The organism is Leucobacter sp. OLIS6 (genome assembly GCF_002752355.1).
Taxonomy (GTDB): domain Bacteria; phylum Actinomycetota; class Actinomycetes; order Actinomycetales; family Microbacteriaceae; genus Leucobacter.
Map to the genome: position 1 here is coordinate 38,991 of NZ_MRAV01000010.1, position 18,905 is coordinate 57,895.

General features: G+C 70.9%; 19 protein-coding genes. 14 read left to right on the forward strand and 5 right to left on the reverse strand.

The window, feature by feature from the left end; genetic code table 11:
• Positions 1-20: 20 nt before the first annotated feature.
• Entirely contained in the window at positions 21-1,241 is a 1,221-nt protein-coding gene (locus BMH31_RS06100; protein ID WP_099723295.1) for an MFS transporter, read from the reverse strand.
• A 123-nt stretch (positions 1,242-1,364) separates the two neighbouring features.
• On the opposite strand from BMH31_RS06100, the gene BMH31_RS06105 reads away from it, so the two are divergent.
• The 3 genes from BMH31_RS06105 (at position 1,365) to BMH31_RS06115 (ending at position 4,667) form a co-directional block, all read left to right on the forward strand.
• Positions 1,365-1,985 (forward strand): TetR/AcrR family transcriptional regulator C-terminal domain-containing protein, encoded by a 621-nt coding sequence (locus tag BMH31_RS06105; RefSeq protein ID WP_099723294.1) that lies wholly within the window; start codon positions 1,365-1,367, stop codon positions 1,983-1,985.
• 27 nt (positions 1,986-2,012) lie between these two features.
• Entirely contained in the window at positions 2,013-2,945 is a 933-nt protein-coding gene (locus BMH31_RS06110; RefSeq protein WP_099723293.1) for a 2-hydroxyacid dehydrogenase, read from the forward strand.
• A 276-nt stretch (positions 2,946-3,221) separates the two neighbouring features.
• Positions 3,222-4,667 (forward strand): NlpC/P60 family protein, encoded by a 1,446-nt coding sequence (locus BMH31_RS06115; RefSeq protein ID WP_099723292.1) that lies wholly within the window; start codon positions 3,222-3,224, stop codon positions 4,665-4,667.
• 108 nt (positions 4,668-4,775) lie between these two features.
• Here BMH31_RS06115 and BMH31_RS06120 read toward each other — a convergent pair whose 3' ends face one another.
• On the reverse strand, positions 4,776-5,894 hold the full coding sequence (locus BMH31_RS06120; RefSeq protein WP_099723291.1) for an AI-2E family transporter: 1,119 nt from the start codon (positions 5,892-5,894) through the stop codon (positions 4,776-4,778).
• 106 nt (positions 5,895-6,000) lie between these two features.
• Between BMH31_RS06120 and BMH31_RS06125 the strand changes: the two genes are divergently transcribed.
• From BMH31_RS06125 to BMH31_RS06165, 9 genes are all read left to right on the forward strand, one after another.
• Positions 6,001-7,386, forward strand: coding sequence for a glycine--tRNA ligase (locus BMH31_RS06125; RefSeq protein ID WP_099723290.1), 1,386 nt, complete (start codon positions 6,001-6,003; stop codon positions 7,384-7,386).
• Between the two features lie 10 nt (positions 7,387-7,396).
• Positions 7,397-8,524, forward strand: coding sequence for a CPBP family intramembrane glutamic endopeptidase (locus tag BMH31_RS06130; RefSeq protein WP_099723289.1), 1,128 nt, complete (start codon positions 7,397-7,399; stop codon positions 8,522-8,524).
• Positions 8,517-9,911 (forward strand): hypothetical protein, encoded by a 1,395-nt coding sequence (locus BMH31_RS06135; RefSeq protein WP_099723288.1) that lies wholly within the window; start codon positions 8,517-8,519, stop codon positions 9,909-9,911. The genes BMH31_RS06130 and BMH31_RS06135 overlap by 8 nt, the downstream gene beginning before the upstream one ends.
• 140 nt (positions 9,912-10,051) lie before the next feature.
• Entirely contained in the window at positions 10,052-10,522 is a 471-nt protein-coding gene (locus BMH31_RS15540) for a YtxH domain-containing protein (RefSeq protein WP_099723287.1), read from the forward strand.
• Complete coding sequence (locus tag BMH31_RS06145; RefSeq protein ID WP_046455161.1) at positions 10,522-11,004, forward strand: phage holin family protein; 483 nt, start codon at positions 10,522-10,524, stop codon at positions 11,002-11,004. Before BMH31_RS15540 ends, BMH31_RS06145 begins: the two co-directional genes overlap by 1 nt.
• Entirely contained in the window at positions 11,001-11,258 is a 258-nt protein-coding gene (locus BMH31_RS06150; RefSeq protein ID WP_241898167.1) for a hypothetical protein, read from the forward strand. Before BMH31_RS06145 ends, BMH31_RS06150 begins: the two co-directional genes overlap by 4 nt.
• Positions 11,259-11,454: 196 nt before the next feature.
• Entirely contained in the window at positions 11,455-12,240 is a 786-nt protein-coding gene (locus BMH31_RS06155) for a uroporphyrinogen-III synthase (protein ID WP_046455163.1), read from the forward strand.
• Positions 12,241-12,300: 60 nt separating this feature from the next.
• Complete coding sequence (locus tag BMH31_RS06160; protein ID WP_099723286.1) at positions 12,301-12,762, forward strand: GNAT family N-acetyltransferase; 462 nt, start codon at positions 12,301-12,303, stop codon at positions 12,760-12,762.
• A 78-nt stretch (positions 12,763-12,840) separates the two neighbouring features.
• Positions 12,841-13,266 (forward strand): hypothetical protein, encoded by a 426-nt coding sequence (locus BMH31_RS06165; RefSeq protein ID WP_099723285.1) that lies wholly within the window; start codon positions 12,841-12,843, stop codon positions 13,264-13,266.
• Between the two features lie 82 nt (positions 13,267-13,348).
• Here BMH31_RS06165 and BMH31_RS06170 read toward each other — a convergent pair whose 3' ends face one another.
• Together BMH31_RS06170 and BMH31_RS06175 are read right to left on the reverse strand one after the other, a co-directional pair.
• Positions 13,349-13,924, reverse strand: a complete 576-nt coding sequence (locus tag BMH31_RS06170; RefSeq protein ID WP_099723284.1) for a nitroreductase family protein — start codon at positions 13,922-13,924, stop codon at positions 13,349-13,351.
• A gap of 137 nt (positions 13,925-14,061) precedes the next feature.
• Positions 14,062-14,784, reverse strand: coding sequence for a TetR/AcrR family transcriptional regulator (locus BMH31_RS06175; protein ID WP_099723283.1), 723 nt, complete (start codon positions 14,782-14,784; stop codon positions 14,062-14,064).
• A gap of 130 nt (positions 14,785-14,914) precedes the next feature.
• Here BMH31_RS06175 and BMH31_RS06180 point away from each other — a divergent pair, with 130 nt between their 5' ends.
• Both BMH31_RS06180 and BMH31_RS06185 read left to right on the forward strand, forming a co-directional pair.
• Positions 14,915-16,573: an amidohydrolase gene (locus BMH31_RS06180; RefSeq protein ID WP_241898168.1), complete on the forward strand. Its 1,659-nt coding sequence runs from the start codon at positions 14,915-14,917 to the stop codon at positions 16,571-16,573.
• Between the two features lie 21 nt (positions 16,574-16,594).
• The gene (locus BMH31_RS06185) at positions 16,595-17,968 is read left to right on the forward strand and encodes a TRAP transporter large permease subunit (RefSeq protein WP_099723282.1); all 1,374 of its coding nucleotides are present in this window, start codon (positions 16,595-16,597) and stop codon (positions 17,966-17,968) included.
• Here the strand turns inward: BMH31_RS06185 and BMH31_RS06190 are convergent.
• Entirely contained in the window at positions 17,958-18,905 is a 948-nt protein-coding gene (locus BMH31_RS06190) for an AEC family transporter (RefSeq protein ID WP_099723281.1), read from the reverse strand. The two genes, BMH31_RS06185 and BMH31_RS06190, sit on opposite strands and share 11 nt — an antisense overlap.

Below are 18,905 nucleotides of genomic sequence, written 5' to 3' on the forward strand. Positions count from 1 at the left end.
GTGGGTGCGGGCTGCGCGGTTCAGACCGTCGCGGATTCGGGGGCCCGGGCTGCGCTGGATCGGGCCAGCGCGCGCTCGGCGCCGACCGAGACCCGCGCGACCATCGCGGTGGGCACGATGGCGATGAGGCTCACCGCTCCCATGATGAGGGCGAAGGCGGGGGTGCCGATGGTTTCGATCAGCGCGCCGCCGATGAGCGGGGCGAAGCTGGAACCCACGAGATAGGCGCCGATGATCGGGCCCGACCAGCGGCCGCGGGCGTCGAGGCCCGCGGCGGTGGCGATGAAGAGCGAGAACGCGAACGCGTAGATCGAGTTGATGGCGATGATGAGGCCGGATAGCAGCGCGGGATCCTCGGCGAAGCCGATCCAGATCTTGAGCGCGCCGCCGATCGCGAGGGCGATCATGAGGGGGATCGCACGGCCCATCCGGTTCCCGAACACCGTGACGACGAGCATGCCGACGATGCCGCCGGCCGCGGCGAGGCTGAGCGTGAAGCCCATGGCCCGCTCGCCGACGCCGACGGCGCCGCCGAGCACCGGTGCCATGGTCCAGATCGCGTCCTCGCTGGTGCCCCAGACGGCGAAGATCACGAGGATCGCGATGCCGGCGATGGTGATGCGCCGGGGCTCGGCGATCTTGAGCGAGGCGGTGACGTCGACCGGCTCGGCGTGCTCAGGGGCATCGGGCAGCCAGGAGGTCAGCGCGAGCGCGACGACGGAGATGAGGGCGAGCGCGCCGAAGACGCTGATCTGCGCGATCCCGATGACGGGGATCACGGCGAGGATGATGGTGACGAGCACTCGGTTGACGAGGCCGCTCGCCGCGGAGACCCGGTTGGGGTTGCGCAGTGCGGCGATGGCCGCACCCGAGGTCGAGATGGCCGCGCCCACGCCGGCGCCGCCGACGATCAGGCCCGTGACCGCGGCGGCGGGCTCGGGCACCAGCGCCGCGACGGCGAACGCGATGGCGGCGAGGGCGAGCCCCGCGACGGCCAGCCGGCGGCGGTGCGGGCCGGCGGCGAGGCGGGAGGTCGCGAGGCCGACGACGGCCGAGGCGAAGAGCGCCCAGGTGAGGATGTTGCCGCTCGTGATGACGTCGAAGCCGAGCCCCTGGAGCGCGGAGATGACGAAGGGGGCGAGGTTCGCCATCATCAGGCTCGCGAGCGCGATGAGGAAGGTCGCGCTCCCGTTCCTGAGGGTGAGGGGGAGACGCGGTTCGGCGGTGGCGGAGGAGCTCACGGTGACTCTCTTCTTCGGCGGCTCTGCCGAGTCGTGGAGAACTAACCGAAACCGTTTCGGTTAGCGAAGACATGCTCCCCCGTGTGAAAGGATCTGTCAAGCAGGAACCGGAGGAGGAACGACGTGGCGAGACCCCGCACCGCGATCCTCAGTCGCGAGATCATCGGCCGGGCCGCGATCGAGTACGTCGAATCGGGCAATGAGCTGCAGCTCGTCCCGCTCGCGCGCCGCCTCGGGGTCAGCGTCTCGTCCCTGTACCACCACGTCTCGGGGCGGGACGGCGTCATCCACGCGATGCGTCAGGTCCTCGTCTCCGAATACGTACCGGCGGGACCCGCGGCCGGCGACTGGGTGCAGCGGATCCGCGGCGAGGTCGAGCGCACCTGGCGCATGTACGCCGCGCATCCGCGCGTCCTGCAGCACATGATGACCGTCGTCGTCGACGAACCCGATGTGCTGCGCGTCTACAGCACTCTCGCCGATGCCCTCGCAGAGGCCGGCCTGCCCGACGGCGAGATCCTCACGACCATCGAGGTGATCGATGCGTTCTCGTTCGGTGCGGCGCTCGATGCGCTCTCGCCCGACAACGTCCTCGGCGTCGAGGGCGCCACGGGCAAGCTCGCCGAACTGATCCCCGGCCACCCGTCCGGGGCCGTGCGCAACCGGCTCGTCTTCGACCGCGGCCTCGACCTGCTGATCGCGGGCGTCGAGGCGCGGGTCGCGGCGTATCGCGACGCATCCTGAGGCCGCTCTCGGCATAGGGTGGGAAGCATGCGTGATCTGGTCGTCTCCCTGCCCGACGAAGGCCTGCTCGAGGAGCTCGGCGAGCTCCCCGGCGTCGAATGGGTCGCCTGGGAACTCGACGGGCCCGCGCCCAGGGAGCACCTCGACATCGTCGTTCCTCCCTACTGGGGCGGAGCGGAACTGCTCGAGCGGCTCCAAGGCACGAGCGTCGGGCTCGTGCAGTGGCAGTCGATCGGCTTCAACGGCGTCGACGCGCACCTCCCCGCGGGGATTCCGCTCGCGAACGCCGCGACCGTGCACGAGGCGTCCACCGCCGAGCTCGCCCTCGCACTCCTGCTCGCGGCGCAGCGCGGAATCCCGGAGTTCGTGCGCGACGGCGACGCGCGCAGGTGGGACCTGCGCACCTTCCCGAGCGTCGCCGACCGCCGCGTGCTGATCGTCGGCTACGGCGGCGTCGGCAAGGCCATCGACGCCCGGCTCGCCGGTTTCGAGACGCACGTCACCCGCCTCGCCCGCACGGCCAGGCAGGACCGGGACCTCTCGGGAAAACCGGTCGAGGTGCGCGGCTTCGAGAGCCTCGCCGAGAGCCTCGCCGAGGCCGAGATCGTGATCCTCGCGGTGCCGCTGACGCCCGAGACGACCGGGCTCATCGACGCGGCGGCGCTCGCCACCATGCCCGACGGCGCACTGCTCGTGAACGTCGCCCGCGGGCGGGTCGTCGACACGGCGGCGCTGGTGCGGGAGCTCGAATCCGGGCGGCTGCGCGCAGCGCTCGACGTGACGGATCCCGAGCCGCTCCCCGCGGACCATCCGCTGTGGTCCTGCGCGAACGCGCTCATCACCCCGCACGCCGGTGGCGACTCGACGGCGATGCTCCCGCGGGTGGTGGATCTGATCCGTCGGCAGATCGCTCGGATGCAGGCCGGGGAGCAGCCCGAGAACCTGGTTCTGGGCGGCTGAGGGCCGGCCGGAACCGGACCCGCATACTGCGCATTCAGCTGGTTCATAGCCCGGCTTCGAAAAAAAAGATCACAGAACCATAACGGCCGGGGATCCCAGTGCTGGAGCGGATCTGGCGCGAGCGCGTCCCGCATCTTGTGGTTGTCCGACTGGCGGGATCGCACATCTTGTGCCTAGCATGATCCGCGGCCCGCGAGGGCCGGTCCCTGTCGTCAAGGTTATGAGGGTTGTTTGCGGTTCCAGAAGACGGTCGTTGCTCTGTGCGTCGGAGCACTCGTGCTCGCCCCCGCTGCGGGTGCGTTCGCAGACGAGGCCCCGCAGGACCCGGCACCCGCCGTCTCCGCTGAGGCGCAGCAGCCCCAGCCGTCACCGCAGCCCGAGTCCCCCGCGCCGGCCGAGCAGCCGGTCCCGGCCGAGACGCCGGTAGTCCCGGCTCCGGTCCCGGTCGAGACCCCGTCTCCCGAGACTCCCGCTCCTGAGCCGGTGCCCGCCCCCGAGACGCCCGAGACGGCGCCCGGAGAGGCCGCGGTCACCGCGACCGTCCGGATCCTCGATGCGGCGAAGCAGACGGACGCGCGGGTCGCGCTCGTCGGCAGCGAGCTCGAGGCTCGGGATGCCACCGTGGCGCCGGAGGGCGTGACCCCCGCGACGACCTTCGCCTGGCTCGTGGACGGCACCGAGGTCGCGACGGGTGCGCGGTACACCGTGCGTCCCGAGGATCTCGGCAAGACCATCACCGCATCTGCGGCCGTCGCCTGGCCCGCGACCGACGCCTTCGCCGCCGGCAGCGCCTCGGCCGTGTCGCCGACCGGTGTTCCCGTGAAGCAGGCCGCGACGGCTTCCGCCGTCGTGAAGATCTCCGGTGCGGCCGTGATCGGCAAGAAGCTGACCGCAGCGGCGTCGGGCGTCACCGGGCCGGCCGGTGTCGCCGCGAAGGCCACCGGCTACACCTGGTACGCCGACGGCAAGAAGGTCGCGACCGGTGCCGCGTACACCGTGAAGCCCGCCGACTTCCAGAAGCGGATCACCGCGAGCGCGAGCCTCGGCTGGGCGGAGAGCGGCGCGTACGTCGCCGGTACCCGCGAGACGGCGAAGTCCGCCGCGACCGCCAAGGTGGTCAAGCAGACCGCGAAGGTCACTGCCAAGATGCGGGTGACCGGCTGGGCGAAGTCCGGCAAGAGCCTGACCGCTGCGGCGACCGTGAAGAAGCCCGCGGGCCTCGCGGTCAAGAGTTCCTATACCTGGTACCTCAACGGCAAGCGCTACAGCGGCGGAGCGAAGCTCAACGTCACGCCCGGCATGGCCGGTAAGCGGGTCACCGTGATCTACCGCGCCTACTGGGGCAACGGCACCTACGCCTCTTCTGCGACTTCGACGCGAGCCTCCTACACGGCCCGGCTCGATCGTCCCGCCACCATGGTGCGCAGCGCCTACGCCCAGCTGGGTGCTCGCCAGGATTGCACCGCGCTCATCGAGCGTGCGCTCCGCGCCAGCGGCAAGCGCGTCGGCGACCTGGGCACCCGATCCGCCGAGTACGTCGGGGTCGGCGGCAAGCGCGTCTCCGGCCTGCAGCCGGGCGATGTCATGATCTGGGAGGGACGCCACGTCGCCATGTACATCGGCAACGGCAAGGCGATCCACAGCGGCTACGCGGGCAACCAGACGGTGGTCGCGAGCGCCTACCTCGATGGCCGACCGAGCTCGATCGTCCGGTTCGCCTAGAACCTGAACGACGGATGGCCGGGGCGCGATCGCGCCCCGGCCATCCGTCGTGCGTGCCGGGTGCTCGCCGGCGCTTGGCGCCCGTGCCCGCGCCCGCGGGCACGGGAACTAGCCGGTGATCCCCGGCGGCGTCGAGGTGCCCCGCTCAGACACCGAGGAGTCGCCCGACAGCCAGCGCAGCCAGCGCGCGTTCGGATCTCGCTCGAGCACGAGCGCGCGCACGAGCAGCGTGAGCGGGATCGAGAGGATCGCGCCGAGCGGGCCGATGACGAAGGTCCAGAACAGGACCGAGAAGAAGCTCAGCGTGAGGCTCAGGTTGACCGCGTCGCTGACGAACTTCGGCTGGATCAGCACCTGCAGCACCACGTTCGCGACGCAGTACACGGCGATCACGCCGAGCATGAGCGGCCACCCGCCGACGACGAGGGCGAGCAGGGCCGGAGGGATGAGCCCGAGCACGAAGCCGATGTTCGGCACGAAGTTGGTGACGAACGACAGGATCGCCCAGACGAGCGCCCCGGGAACGCCCATGGCCCAGAGCGCGAGCCCGTCGACCACGGCGACGACCAGACCGAACGCGGCGTTGACGACGTAGTAGCGGCGCACCGAGTCGTTGAAGTGCGCGAAGCGGGCCATCGCCGGTCGCGCGCTCGATCCGAACTGCGTCGTCGCCCGGCGGTAGCGGGACGCGTCGGCAGCCATGAAGATGACGTACGCGAAGATGAAGAACAGCGCCGTGATGACGCTGAGGGTGCTGCTGCCGATGGAGGTCGCGAAGCCGAGCAGCGCCGACGGGGTCATGATCGACGACAGCGCCGACGAGGCCTGCTGGTCGAGGCCGAACGTCGCGAGCCAGGCGATGACCTCGTCGGTGGTGCTGTACAGCTTCTCGGCGTAGGTGACCACCAGCTTGGAGAACTCGATCCCGGCGAAGGTCAGCAGGAGCGCCATCGCGAGCAGCACGGCCCAGGCGACGGCGATCACCGCGGTGGTCGCGGCCCAGCGCGGCCAGCCCCAGCGCTCGAGCGGCCCGCGCAGGGGGTGGCAGATGATCACGATGACGGCGGCGAGGGCGAGCGGTCCGAAGAGCTCGCTCGCGAAATAGAGCCCCGCGAGCACCACGACGCTCGCGGCGAGGCCGAGTAGCAGCGCGACCGACGACGGCAGTGGCGCGCGCGGCGCGGAGGCGGGTCCGGGCGTTTCCGGCTCCGGTGCAGGGTTTCCCATCGCATCAGGGTAGCGTCTGACCGCGGCACTAGACTGGAACTGTTGCGCCCCGCGTGAGCGCGCACGTGCCCAAGATCCCCGCTTGCCCCTTGGAGTGATTCCACACATGGCTGAACAGTCCCGCCTCGATAAGGTCATCTCGCTCGCCCGCCACCGCGGCTTCGTGTTCCAGGCGGGTGAGATCTACGGCGGTTCCCGTTCCGCATGGGATTACGGCCCCCTCGGCACCGCGCTGAAGGAGAACATCAAGCGCCAGTGGTGGAAGGCCATGGTGCAGAAGCGCGACGACGTGGTCGGCATCGACTCGAGCGTCATCCTCCCCAAGCAGGTCTGGGAGGCCTCGGGCCACGTCGAGGTCTTCAGCGACCCGCTCGTGGAGTGCCTCCAGTGCCACAAGCGCTACCGCGAGGACCACCTCATCGAGGAGTTCGAAGAGAAGAAGGGCCGCGCACCCGAGGGCGGCCTCGCCGAGATCGTGTGCACCAATTGCGGTACCCGTGGTCAGTGGACCGAGCCTCGCGCTTTCTCGGGCCTGCTCAAGACCTACCTCGGTCCCGTCGACGACGAGGCCGGCATGCACTACCTGCGCCCCGAGACGGCGCAGGGCATTTTCGTGAACTTCGCGAACGTGCTGCAGTCGGCGCGCATGAAGCCCCCCTTCGGCATCGGGCAGATCGGCAAGAGCTTCCGCAACGAGATCACGCCGGGCAACTTCATCTTCCGCACCCGCGAGTTCGAGCAGATGGAGATGGAGTTCTTCGTCGAGCCGGGCACCGACGAGGACTGGCAGGAGTACTGGATGAACGAGCGCATGGCGTGGTACGTCGGCCTCGGCATCGATCCCGAGAACCTGCGCTTCTACGAGCACCCGAAGGAGAAGCTCTCCCACTACTCGAAGCGCACCGCCGACATCGAGTACCGCTTCGGCTTCACCGGCGGCGAGTGGGGCGAGCTCGAGGGCATCGCCAACCGCACCGACTTCGACCTGTCGACTCACTCGAAGCACTCGGGCAAGGACCTCTCCTACTTCGACCAGACGAAGAACGAGCGCTGGACCCCGTACGTGATCGAGCCGGCGGCGGGCCTCACACGCTCGCTCATGGCCTTCCTCGTCGACTCCTACCGCGAAGAGGAAGTGCCGAACGCCAAGGGCGGCACCGATACCCGCACCCTGCTGGCGCTCGATCCGCGCCTCGCGCCGGTCAAGGCCGCCGTGCTGCCGCTGAGCCGCAACGAGAAGCTCTCGCCGCTCGCGCGCCAGATCGCCGCGGACCTGCGCGACGACTGGAACATCGAGTTCGACGACTCGGGCGCCATCGGCCGCCGCTACCGTCGCCAGGACGAGATCGGCACCCCGTTCTGCGTCACGGTCGACTTCGACTCGCTCGACGACGACGCGGTGACCGTGCGCGAGCGCGACACCATGCAGCAGACGCGCGTTCCGCGCGCCGAGCTGCACGCCTACCTCGCCGAGCGACTGCGCGGCGCATAAGGAGCACACCATGAGCGCCACGGATCCCGCCCTTCCCCAGCAGGATCGGGCGCCGCAGCAACCCGTCTGGGCCTGGGCGCAGCAGGTCGAGGAGCACTGGGTCCCGACGGAACCGCTGCCGTTCCACCGGCTGCTGCGGGGCACGCCCCGCTTCAGCTGGTGGAAGCCGCTCGTCGCGCTCCTGCTCGGCGGCGCGATCTACTTCAGCCTGCAGATCCTGATCGGTCTGGGGCTCGGGATCGCGCTCGCCGCGCAGGGGGGCGACAGCCTGCCCTCCCAGCAGGAGATGGAACGCTTCCTGATCCCGGACACCCAGAATCCGCTCTCGATGCTGCTCGCGCTGACCACGGTGATCCTCATGATCCCCGTCGTCTGGGTGAGCATGAAGAGCCTGGGCCTCGGCCCGTTCGGGCGCGCCTGGTCGGTGGAGCTGCGGATCCGGTGGGGGCTCATCGGGCGCACCCTGCTGCTCGCGTTCGCGGTGGTGGCTGCGCAGAACCTACTCGGCTTCGCGCTCGAATTCGCGGGCACGGGCGAGCTCGCGTCGATGGTGCCCGCGAGGGGGCTCGACCCGACCGCGCTGCTGTGGTCGGCGCTCCTCATCGTCGTGCTCGTGCCCGTGCAATGCGCGGCAGAGGAACTCGTGTTCCGCGGTGCGCTCATGCAGATCATCGGATCCTGGCTCCGGCACCCCGCCTTCGCGATCGTGGGGTCCAGCCTCGCGTTCGCCTCGATGCACATCTACGACATCTGGGGCCTGCTCGCGGTCGGCATGATCGGCCTGACCGCCGGCTGGCTCACCTGGCGCATGGGCGGGCTGGAAGCCGGGATCAGCCTGCACGTGGTGAACAACATCGCCGCGTTCGGGTTCATGCTCGGCGGCTTCGGCGGGTCTACGGGGCAGGAGGTCTCCGGTTCGGGACCGATCGCGCTGATCCCGCAGGCCATCGTACTCGTCGTCTACGCCTGGCTCGCCGATCGCTCCTGCCGCCGGGCGGGACGTCCGCGCACCCGTATCGACTACGTGATCGAGCGGCGGCCGGTCGCGCTCCAGGCCGAGCCGGTCGCTCCCGTCCCTCCGACCGAGCCCTCGGACGCGCCCGTGCAGAACCCCGACGAAGGAGCTCCCCGTGCCTGACGTGCTCGTCACCGGATCCGGCCCGAGCGCCATGCTCGCCGCGCTCGATCTCGCCGAAGTCGGCCTCACTGTCGAACTCGTGGTCGCGCCGGGCGACGTCTGGCCCGACCGCCCCGAGAGAGACCCGGACGGCGTGATCGCCGCGGCCCTCGCTCGCATCGCCGCACCGGTCTCGCCCGGGCATTCCGGATTCGCCGGAGCCGAGGCGACCTCCTCCCCGCGGACCGCGCCGATGCTGCGCGCTCCCGGTGGTACTTGGTCGCGCCAAGCCGAGCCCGAGGTGCTCGGGATCCCCGCGCAGCCGCTTGCCCGAGAGGTGCAGCGGCTCCTCGGAGGGGGCGGTGCGTTCCGCGCCTGGCTCGATCGGGTGACTCCGGTGCTGACCGTCGGGAAGACGCGCGCCCTAGGAAAGCTCGTACGGGCGCGGATCGGGGTGACCGCCCTGTCCCGGCTCGTCGAGCCCGCGGTGGTGGAGCGCTACGGCGTGCGCGCCGACGCCGTCGACACGTCCGTCGCGGCTCCGGGCCTGAACGAGCTGCTCACCCGTGCAGGATCGCTCACCGGTGCGGCGCTCGCATACGCGGATCGGAATGTTGCACGTGAAACCGAGACCGCCCCGACCGGCGGCTGGCTCTCCGCGCGCGCTGCACTGCTCGAACGTCTCTCGCTCTACGCCGTCGTCCTGTCCGATGACGCCGCCGTGGTCGCTCGCGAGGGCGATGCCGGGTGGGAGATCGAGCGCGCGAGCGGAGCGTTGACACACGCTCGAGGCTTGGTGATCGACGTCGGCGACCGAGCTGCCTGGAGCGAGGGCGAGACGCCGTCGGAGACGGCGGCCGGTCCTGCGATCCGTGTCGAGGATCAGGCCGGCGCCGCCCACTCGGCTCTGCCGTCGGCCGCGGCGGAGCGGGTGCATGCCGAAATCGGCATTCAGGATCCGTTCGCCGTCGTGCCGAGCTCGGACGCGCGGGAGGCGGGCGGTCTGCTGCTGATCGAGCTCGCGGGGGAGCCGTGGTCGGTGCGGCTCTCGGCGAGCGCTGCGAGCGCGAGCGGCTGGAATGCGCAGCTCACGGGCCCCCGGGTCGGTTCGGATGGCGGCGCGGTCGAAGCAGTCGAGCTCGTCCGCCGATTGGACACGGTGCTCGCGGAATCCGGAGTCGAACGCGCGCCAGGCGCTGAATGGCGGCTGCGACGCGACGTCGCGGGGTTCGCGACGGCGGCCGAGCGGGATGGCGTCGACGCCGAGCTCACCGCCTGGCGCGCGGAGGAGTCCGAGCGGATCGCGGTCGGTGCCCGTCTGGTCGGCGGCGACCTCGCCCGAGCCTTCGCGGACGCGGACCGCGAGGCGACCGCTCTGCGGCGTCGACTGACCGGAATCTCCGACTGAGAGCGGCGGAGTGACCGGATTCGGAGGTATGACGCGGGCGATTCCCGGCCATATCTCGAAATCGGAATATGGCTCCGAGTGAATCGGCGCTAGGCTGAGCCAGTGACCCGGTGCGCCGGCACCGAAGTCTGGAGGAAATCGTGAAGGGCAAGATCGCATTCGTCCTCGGAGCTGCTGTGGGCTACGTGCTCGGCACGCGCGCCGGGCGCGAACGCTACGAGCAGATCAAGCGCGGGGCCCAGACCGTGTGGAACACGCCCCCGGTGCAGCGCGGCGTCGAGATGGTGCGCGGCGCCGTCGACGAGCGCGCGGAAGAGGCGAAGCTCTTCGCCCGCCGCGTCGTGGCCGACGTGTTCAGCAGCGTCGGGCGCGCAGCCGCGGGCGGTGCGCAGCCGCGAACCGCTTCCGAGCGTTCGGCTGCGCGGGCGGAGGAAGCCGCTCCGGCCGAGAAGCGGACCACGGCTCCCACGCCGAAGAAGTCCGGGAGCTCGCCCGCGAAGAGCTCCGCGTCGAAGAGCTCGTCGTCCAATGGGGCGTCGTCGAAGGGCTCCACGTCGAGGAGCTCCGGGTCGAAGAGCACGAAGCGCAGCAACGCGGGGCAGGGCGAGTGATGGGCCGCCGCAGCGACCAGGCCGGCACCTTCGAACTGCTGGCCAAGCTGCCGCAGCAGGTGGTCACGCTGGCGCGGCTCGAGTACGAGAATGCGAAGCGGGAGATCGCGCAGAAGGCGAAGCGCGGCGGCATCGGTGCGCTCGCGATCGTCGTGGCGCTCTTCTTCCTCTTCTGGGCCATTGCGGCGTTCGTCGCTGCGGCGATCGCCGGCATCGCGACCGTCTGGCCGGTCTGGCTCTCGGCGCTCGTCGTCGGTGTCGGCCTCGTGCTGCTCGCCGCGGCCGCGATCTTCGCGGGCATCGCGCTCATCAAACGGGGGATCCCCGTGCCCGAGGATGCGATCGGTCGGGTCGAGGAGGATCTCGGTGCCATGAGCGAGGTCCGATTCAACGCGTCAGCCGCGCCGCAGGCGCCGCAGACCGATCGTGCGCCCCGAGCGCCGTCGATGCCGAAGCCCGGCGAAGAAGGGAACTGGCGATGAGCGAGAAGCAGCACCCCGGGATCGAGGAGGCCGCGGTCGCGCGCGAGGAGCTGTACACGACGCTCGCGCAGCTGCGCGACCGTCTCGACTACGCGCAGCGCATCGACGATGCGGCGGAGCGCGCCAAGGTCCGCATCGCGGAGGAACGGCGGGAGCGTCCGCTCGTGTTCGTCGCGGGCGTCGCGGCGGTCGCCGCGGTGGCGGGCCTCGCGGTGTGGGGCGTGGCCAAGGCGATCTCGAAGTCGCTGCGCTGATTCCGGTCGGCGTAAGGTAGCCGCGGGGTCGCGGCACCGTCAACCGCCCCGGATCACGTTTGCATTGCGTTCGGGGTTCGGAACCGCTCGGTTTTGCCTTCCGGTCGAGCCGGGGTAAGAATAGGGGCGCGCGGTCGGTCTTTCGGGGCCGGCTTCAGGAGGGGGCCAGAAGGTTTGTTCGGAGTGAGTGGAGCGTATGACGTCTGATGCGAAACCGCTCAGCGGACTCCGAGTGCTCGTCCCCCGCGGTGGAACGTGGGGTGACCTGGTCGCTCGGGCGCTCCGAGAGCAGGGCGCGAGCCCCGTGGTCGCTCCGCTCGTGGACTTCGCTCACACGAGCGAGGAGGAGAAGCTCGTCGAGGCGCTGAAGCTCCTCGAAGCAGGCCACTACGACTGGATCACCGCGACCAGCTCGACCGTGGTCGATGTGCTGGCGTACCACCACACCGTCATCCCCGCGAGCACGCGCGTCGCCGTGGTCGGCGAGGCGACGGCCGCCGCGTTCGAGCATGCCGGCTACCAGGTGAGCCGCACGCCGAGCGAGGAGAACAACACCACCGCCGGCCTGCTCGAGGTGTGGCCCGAGATCGACGAGGGCGACGTGCTGCGCGTGCTGACCCTGCGCTCCGACGTCGCGAAGCCGGTGCTGACCGAGGGCCTCATCGGCCGCGGTCACGACGTCACCCAGGTGGTGGCGTTCCGCACCATCGGCATCCCGGCGTCCGTGCACACGCGCGAGGACGTGGAGTCCGGTCGCATCAACGCCCTGCTCGTCGCGTCGGCGAAGATCGCCCGCGAGGTCGCGGAGCAGTTCCCGAACCTGCCGGAGGATACGATCGTGGCCTGCGTCGGCCCGCATACGCATCCCGAGGCGATCGCCGCGGGCCTGCTGCACAATCCGGCGCACGAGCGCTCGGAGCTCAAGCGCGCCCTGATCGAGACGGTCGAGTCCGTCATCGATCAGAGCGACATGCTCGACTGAGTCGCATCACGGCTCGGCGCCGGGTTTGACGCGCCCTTCGAAACCGGCCAGGATCGTCCCGTGTCCGATTCGTCCGCTGCCCTCGAGATCCGTCCCGATCACGGCCCCGCCGAGTACCCAGCGCTCGTCGCGATCTGGCGCAGCGCGGTCCGAGCGACGCACAACTTCCTCGACGATGCGGACTTCGCACGGATCGAGCAGGCGCTCGCATCCGACTACTTCCCGGCCGTCGCGCTGACGGTCGCCGAGCGGGACGGCCGCCCGGTCGGATTCGCGGGCACGCTCGACGGTGGGCTCGAGATGCTCTTCGTCGACGACGCGGCGCGCGGTGCGGGGGTCGGCAGCGCCCTGCTCGCGCACGTGCTCGCCGAGCAGGGGGTGCGCCGCGTCGACGTGAACGAGCAGAACCCTGCTGCGCACGGTTTCTACCGGAGCCGGGGCTTCGTGCAGGTCGGGCGCAGCGAGCTCGACGGCGACGGACGCCCGTACCCGATCCTGCACCTCGAACTGCCGGGCGCCTAGGGTGTCGACGGGCTCGGTTCTCCCGCTGCGCTGCGCGCCCCCTGGCCTTCGGGCGGAATCCGGGGCAGACTCGAAGCCATGGCGAGAATCGAGGTGCACCCGGACCGCGTGGTCGTCCGTCTGACGGCGTCCGAGCGGGCGCTGGCGTTGCGTCGGCGCGACGTGGTGATCAGCCGCGAGGCGATCACGTCGGCGGTCATCACCGATGACCCGTGGGTGTGGCTGCGCGGTGTCCGCGCGTTCGGCGCCCACCTGCCGCGACGTCTCGCGCTCGGCACCTGGCGCAGCCTCGGCGGCCGCGACTTCGTCGTGGCGCGTAGCGGGCGTCCGGCGATCGTGATCGACCTCGACGCGCCGGACGGAGCCGAGACCGAGCCCGGCTGGGTCGCCGAGTACGACGACTTCGCCCGGGTGATCCTGTCGACCTCGCACGCGAGCGAGCTCATCACTGCGCTGCGGCTCAGCGACGGCGACGACGTATTCACGGCCGACACCGACGACTGACGGCCGCCGCAGCGCGGCACTCGCAGAACGAAAACGGGGCCGCACCGGCGCAGCCGGTACGACCCCGTTCGACGACGCGCGATCAGTCGTTGCGGATCACGAGCTCGTCGAGCTCGATGCGCTGGCGCGGGGCGACCTCGCGCTCGCGCAGCGGCTCGGGCAGCTGCTCGGGATCGGCGAGCTGGCCGACGGCGGCGACGGAGATCGGCTGCAGGCGCTCGGGCAGGTCGAAGGCCGCGCGGATCCCATCGCGGTCGAAGCCGCCCATCTGGTGCACGTGGAGGCCCTCGCTGTGCGCCTGCACGGCGAAGTGCGCCACGGCCTGGCCGAGGTCGTAGACGGCCCAGGGGCGCTCGTCGCCCTCGGCGGTCACGGTCTCGGCGATGTTCACGATCAGCGCCGATGCGGAGCCGGCCCAGGCCTGGTTGAAGCCCATCAGGTTCTCGCGGATCTTCTCGAAGCTCTCGCTGCCGCGGCGGGCGACGATGAAGCGCCACGGCTGGGTGTTGCTCGCGCTCGGCGCCCAGCGGGCGGCCTCGAGCGCGCCGCGCAGCGCGCCCTCGGGGAGTGCGTGGTCGACGACGAAGGAGCGGGGGCTCCAGCGTTCGGCGATGGTGTCGAGCACGGGGGCGCTGGTCTCTGCGGTACGCGGGGTCATGAGGTCTCCAAGCGGGATCGGGTGGGCGGATCGCATGCGACGCGGCTGCGCCGCCCGTGGTCCGGGGCGCGGCTTCATCGGCGCCGGAAGAACAGAACACCCCATTCCGGCGCGCTATTCCCGTCTATGACGGAGGATTACCCGGAAATTCCCCGGGACGCCGGCGCGTCCGCGTCGGTGGTGCGGGGCTCGGCGCCTGCATCGCCGACGGCGCGGAGGCCCGCCACGAGCGCTCGGAGACCGAACTCAAAGGTGCGCTGCGCGGGGGTGATCCCCGCCGCCGAGGCCGCCGCGCGCGCTGCCGCCTCGGTGCGCAGCAGCGCCGGGGAGCGCTCGGGCTCGTGCACCGGGCGCAGGTTGTCGGGCGGTGTGAGGCCGTCGAGCGCCGAACCGATGATGAAGGATTCGAGGGCGACGAGCGCGGGCACGATCAGGTCGGACGGGTAGCCGTCGCGCTCGAGCGCGGCGACGATCCGCTCGTAGTCCGCGATGGATTCGGGCTCGCCGTCGATCGGCAGGGTGGCGAGGGCGGCGATGAGGCCCGGGTGCCGGCCGAAGGCCTCGATCGAGGCGCGCGCCCACGGCAGGATCGCCTCGTACCAGGGCTGCTCGTCGAAACCGTGGGTGCCGAGGCGCAGGGTGATCTGGCCGCGCATGGCGGCGATGAGCGCGGCCTTGGTGGGGAAGTAGTGGTGCAGGGCGGAGGGCTGCACGCCGAGCCTGCGGGCGAGGGACGCGAGCGAGAACTCGGGCCCGTTGGCGTCGGCCAGCTCGAAGGCCGCCTCCAGGATTCGCTCGTGCGAGAGCACGGCGGTGCGCGGTCGGCCGACGCGGCGCGTGGGGCCCTCCGATTCGCTCATGCCCTCGATCCTCCCAGATCCGTGCAGCGGGAGCGGCGGCTCCCGCTTGCACAATTAATTGAATCATCGTAAATTAATCCCGGCGAAGCGGACCGCGACGCCGCTCACGCGACGACGGGCGAGGAGAGACGTGTCGACGAGGACTGCGGACATCATCATCGAGGGTGCGCGCGTGCGCACCATGCTGCCGGGCGACCTCGACGGGGGAACTCCCCGATCCATCGCGATCGCCGACGGCCGGATCGTCGGCGTCGGCGCCGCCGACGCGGTTCGGGAGGCGTTCCGGGGTGCGGGCACCCGCATCGACGACGCGGCCGGTCGCACCATCACGCCCGGCCTCATCGACGCGCACCTGCACCCGATCCAGGGCGTGGACATCGTGCAGGGCGTCGACCTCGGCGGCCTCACCGACCTGCGAGTCGTGCTCGATCGGCTGCGCGAAGAAGCCGCGCGCGTACGGCGCGAGACCGTCGGCGGCTGGGTGCGCGCCTGGAACCTGGACTACGCCGCCTTCGAGGGCGTGCGCATCGCCGCGGCGACCATCGACGAGGCGCTCGGCGACGTGCCCGCCCTGCTCTACTTCTTCGACGTGCACACCGCCCTGGTCAACACCGCGGGCCTCGCCGCCGCCGGCATCACGGGCGCCCGCACCTTCGACGACACTTCCGAGATCGTGGTCGACGCCGACGGTCGCCCCACGGGCGAGCTGCGCGAGGAGAGCGCCTACGCCGACGTGCTGGCCGTGATCCCGAAGCCGAGCCGCGAGGAGACGCTCGACACCGCGCGGCACACCCTCGCGCTCATGCGCCGCTCGGGCCTCACCGGCGGCGCGATCATGGACGGCAACACCGGCACCCTCGACCTGCTCGAGGCGCTCGACACGACCGGATCGGGACTGCCGGTGCGGATCGTGAGCGCGGTCGACGTGAAGCCCGCGGCCGACGCCGAGGAACGGGCCCGCCTCATGGCCCAGCGCGACCGCGGCGGCGACCGCTGGCGCGGCGGCATGATCAAGCTCTACGCCGACGGCGTGATCGACTCGGGCACCGGCTGGCTCTACGAGCCCGACACCCACGGCGAGGGCACGACCCCGTTCTGGGCCGACCACGACGCGTTCGTGCGCACGGTCGCCGAGTTCACCGCGGCCGGATTCCAGATCGCGACGCACGCGATCGGCGACCGTGCCGTGGGCGAGACGATCTCGGCCTACGAGGCGGCGGGGCTGCGTGCCGCGGGCCGACCGACGCATCGGATCGAGCACCTCGAATGCCTCGACCCCCGCGACATCGCGCGCCTCGCCGCCACGGGCGTCACGGCGTCGATGCAGCTCATGCACATGCAGTGGCGGATCCCCGACGGCAGCGATGCCTGGTCGGAGCGCCTCGGCCCGGAGCGCGCGAAGCAGGCGTGGAACGCGGGATCGGTGCTGCGCGCCGGCGCCCCGCTCGCGCTCGGTTCCGACTGGCCGATCGCCGAGCTCGACGTCCGCGTCGGCCTCGCGTGGGCGATGCTGCGCCGCACGCCCGGCGATCGCGACGCGCACGTGTACGAGCCCGAGGAGCGCCTCACCGCGCTCGAGGCGCTCCACGGCTACACCCGCGGCGCCGCCCTCGCGCAGGGCGACGACGACCTCGGCGTGATCCGCGAGGGCGCCCACGCCGATCTCGCGGTCTGGGAGGAGGATCCCGCGCTCGTCTCCGGCGACGAGATCCGGAACCTCCCCGTCGCCACCACCTACCTCGCCGGCGTCCGCGACGACGCCCCGACCTCGGCCGCGCGCGCCGAGTAGCCCGAACGGAACACCCCTCAGATGCAGAACACCGCTCTCGCCCTCCTGCCGATCGTCACGATCCTGCTCGTGTCGGTCTTCACCCGCCGCACCCTGCTCGCGCTCTTCTGCGGCACCGTCGTCGGTGCGCTGCTGCTCAGCGGCTTCGGCTTCGTCGATTCGTGGATCGGCTACTTCGGCACCTCGATGAACGACGAGACGGTGCAGTGGCTGCTGCTCGTCGTCGCGCTCTTCGGCATGCTGATCGCCGTGTTCAACGCCTCCGGCGCCGTGCGCGACTTCGCGCTGTGGGCCGAGCGCTTCGTGAACTCGCGCCGCCGCTCGCTCGTCGCGACCTGGCTGCTCACGATCGTGCTGTTCATCGATGACTACCTGAACGCGCTCACGGTCGGTACCTCCATGAAGTCGGTCACCGACCGCTACGGGGTGCCGCGCACCATGCTCGGCAGCATCATCAAGATGACGTCGGCGCCGATCGCCGTGCTCATCCCCTTCTCCACCTGGGCCGTGTTCTTCGCCGCGCTGCTCGAGAAGGACGGTGTGACCGTCGGCGGCAGCGGCATGGGCGCCTACATCCAGGGCCTGCCGTTCGTGTTCTTCGGCTGGATCGCCCTGATCATCGGCCTGCTGCTCGCCCTGGGCGTGCTGCCCGCGGTGGGCACCCTGCGCGCCGACGTGCGCCGGGCGCGCGAGACGGGCGACACTCTGCCCGCCAACACCACCGACGAGGAGCGCGCCTTCGAGCAGGCGGGGATGCAGGGCGAGGCCCCGAGCCGACCGCTGCCGTTCGCGTTCCTGATCCCCATCGCCACGCTCGTCGCCGTCACCATCGCGAGCGGTATCGACATCGTCAAGGGATCGGCCGCGGCGCTCGTCGTGGCGATCGTCATCGCGCTGATCCAGCGCCGCCTCACGTTCCGCAAGGTGCTCGACCAGGCCTTCGAGGGCATCGCGAGCATGATGTTCGTGATGGTGCTGTCGGTGCTCGCCTTCATGGTGCAGCACATGAACATGGACCTGAAGCTCGTCGACTGGGTGATCGAGGTCACGCAGCCGCTCATGACGGGCGCGCTGCTCCCCGCGATCGTGTTCCTCGTGTGCGGCATCTACGCCTACGCGACCGGCTCGTTCTGGGACCTCGCGGCGGTCATCACCCCGATCGTGCTGCCGCTCGCCATCGCGATGGGCGTGGATCCGATCCTCGCGGGCGCGGCCGTGTTCTCGGGTGCGGCGTTCGGATCGACCACCTGCCTGTACGGCGACGGCATCATCCTCGCCTCGCGCTCCGTCGGGGTGAAGCCGGTCAACCTGATGACGGCGATCCTGCCCTACGCGGGTCTCGCCGGAGCGCTCACCTTCATCGCCTACCTGATCACCGGCTTCGTCATGGCGTAGCGTCGCCGAGCAGCCACGCGATCAGCGCGATGACGGGCAGCGAGGCGAACGTCGTGACGAACACGATGTCGCGCACGATCGTCTCGGCCTTCCCGTAGGTGGCGGCGTAGTTGTAGACGTTCTGCGCGGTCGGCAGCGCCGCGATCGCCGTCGCGACGAAGAGCTGGTGGGGCGGAAGCCCGATCGCGGTGCCGAGCCCCCACGCGACGAGCGGCATCGCGAGCACCTTGAGCGCCGTCGCGGTCAGCGTGACCCGCACGCCGGTGCCGGGCTGCAGCGCCCGCTGCCCGTGCAGCGAGATGCCGAAGCTCAGCAGCACCATCGGGATCGCGGCGCCGCCGATCATCTCGAGCGGCGCGAGCACGAGCTTCGGCACGGGTACGGCGAACAGCGCGCACAGGACGCCTGCGAGGCAGGCGACCACGATCGGGTTGGTGAACGCGCGGCCGACGGCGCGCAGCACCCCACGAGCGCCCGACCCCGGTGCGCGACCGGTGCGGGTCGAATCGAGGATCGAGAGGATCACGGGCGCGTAGAGCGCGAGCTGCACGATGATGAGCGGTGCCACGTAGGCGGCGTCGCCGAGGATGTAGACGGCGACCGGGAGGCCGAGGTTGTTGGAGTTGACGTAGCCGGAGCCCGTAGCGGCGAGCGTGGTCGTGGCGAGGTCCCGCGGGAACCAGACGCGCGAGATCACGATGAACGCCGCCGCGACGACGAGCGCAGCGACGGTCGTGACGAGGATCACGGGGGAGCGCAGCACCGAGATGTCGCTCCGGTGGAGCACCGTGAACATGAGCGCGGGCGTCGCGACGAAGAACGCGACCCGGTTGAGCGTGAGCCGCTGCTCGCCGCGCACCACGCCGAAGCGGCCCGCCAGGTATCCGATGCCGATGACACCGAGGATCAGCGCGAATCCCTCGAGCACCCCGACCAT

Bases quoted from the DNA above. Each gene is read 5' to 3' on its own strand.
- BMH31_RS06175 (WP_099723283.1), bottom strand. From the start codon at position 14,784: ATGAGCGAATCGGAGGGCCCCACGCGCCGCGTCGGCCGACCGCGCACC.
- BMH31_RS06120 (WP_099723291.1), bottom strand. From the start codon at position 5,894: ATGGGAAACCCTGCACCGGAGCCGGAAACGCCCGGACCCGCCTCCGCG.
- BMH31_RS06130 (WP_099723289.1), top strand. From the start codon at position 7,397: ATGAGCGCCACGGATCCCGCCCTTCCCCAGCAGGATCGGGCGCCGCAG.
- BMH31_RS06125 (WP_099723290.1), top strand. From the start codon at position 6,001: ATGGCTGAACAGTCCCGCCTCGATAAGGTCATCTCGCTCGCCCGCCAC.
- BMH31_RS06185 (WP_099723282.1), top strand. From the start codon at position 16,595: ATGCAGAACACCGCTCTCGCCCTCCTGCCGATCGTCACGATCCTGCTC.
- BMH31_RS06150 (WP_241898167.1), top strand. From the start codon at position 11,001: ATGAGCGAGAAGCAGCACCCCGGGATCGAGGAGGCCGCGGTCGCGCGC.
- BMH31_RS06170 (WP_099723284.1), bottom strand. From the start codon at position 13,924: ATGACCCCGCGTACCGCAGAGACCAGCGCCCCCGTGCTCGACACCATC.
- BMH31_RS06165 (WP_099723285.1), top strand. From the start codon at position 12,841: ATGGCGAGAATCGAGGTGCACCCGGACCGCGTGGTCGTCCGTCTGACG.
- BMH31_RS06155 (WP_046455163.1), top strand. From the start codon at position 11,455: ATGACGTCTGATGCGAAACCGCTCAGCGGACTCCGAGTGCTCGTCCCC.
- BMH31_RS06110 (WP_099723293.1), top strand. From the start codon at position 2,013: ATGCGTGATCTGGTCGTCTCCCTGCCCGACGAAGGCCTGCTCGAGGAG.
- BMH31_RS06190 (WP_099723281.1), bottom strand. From the start codon at position 18,905: ATGGTCGGGGTGCTCGAGGGATTCGCGCTGATCCTCGGTGTCATCGGC.
- BMH31_RS06145 (WP_046455161.1), top strand. From the start codon at position 10,522: ATGGGCCGCCGCAGCGACCAGGCCGGCACCTTCGAACTGCTGGCCAAG.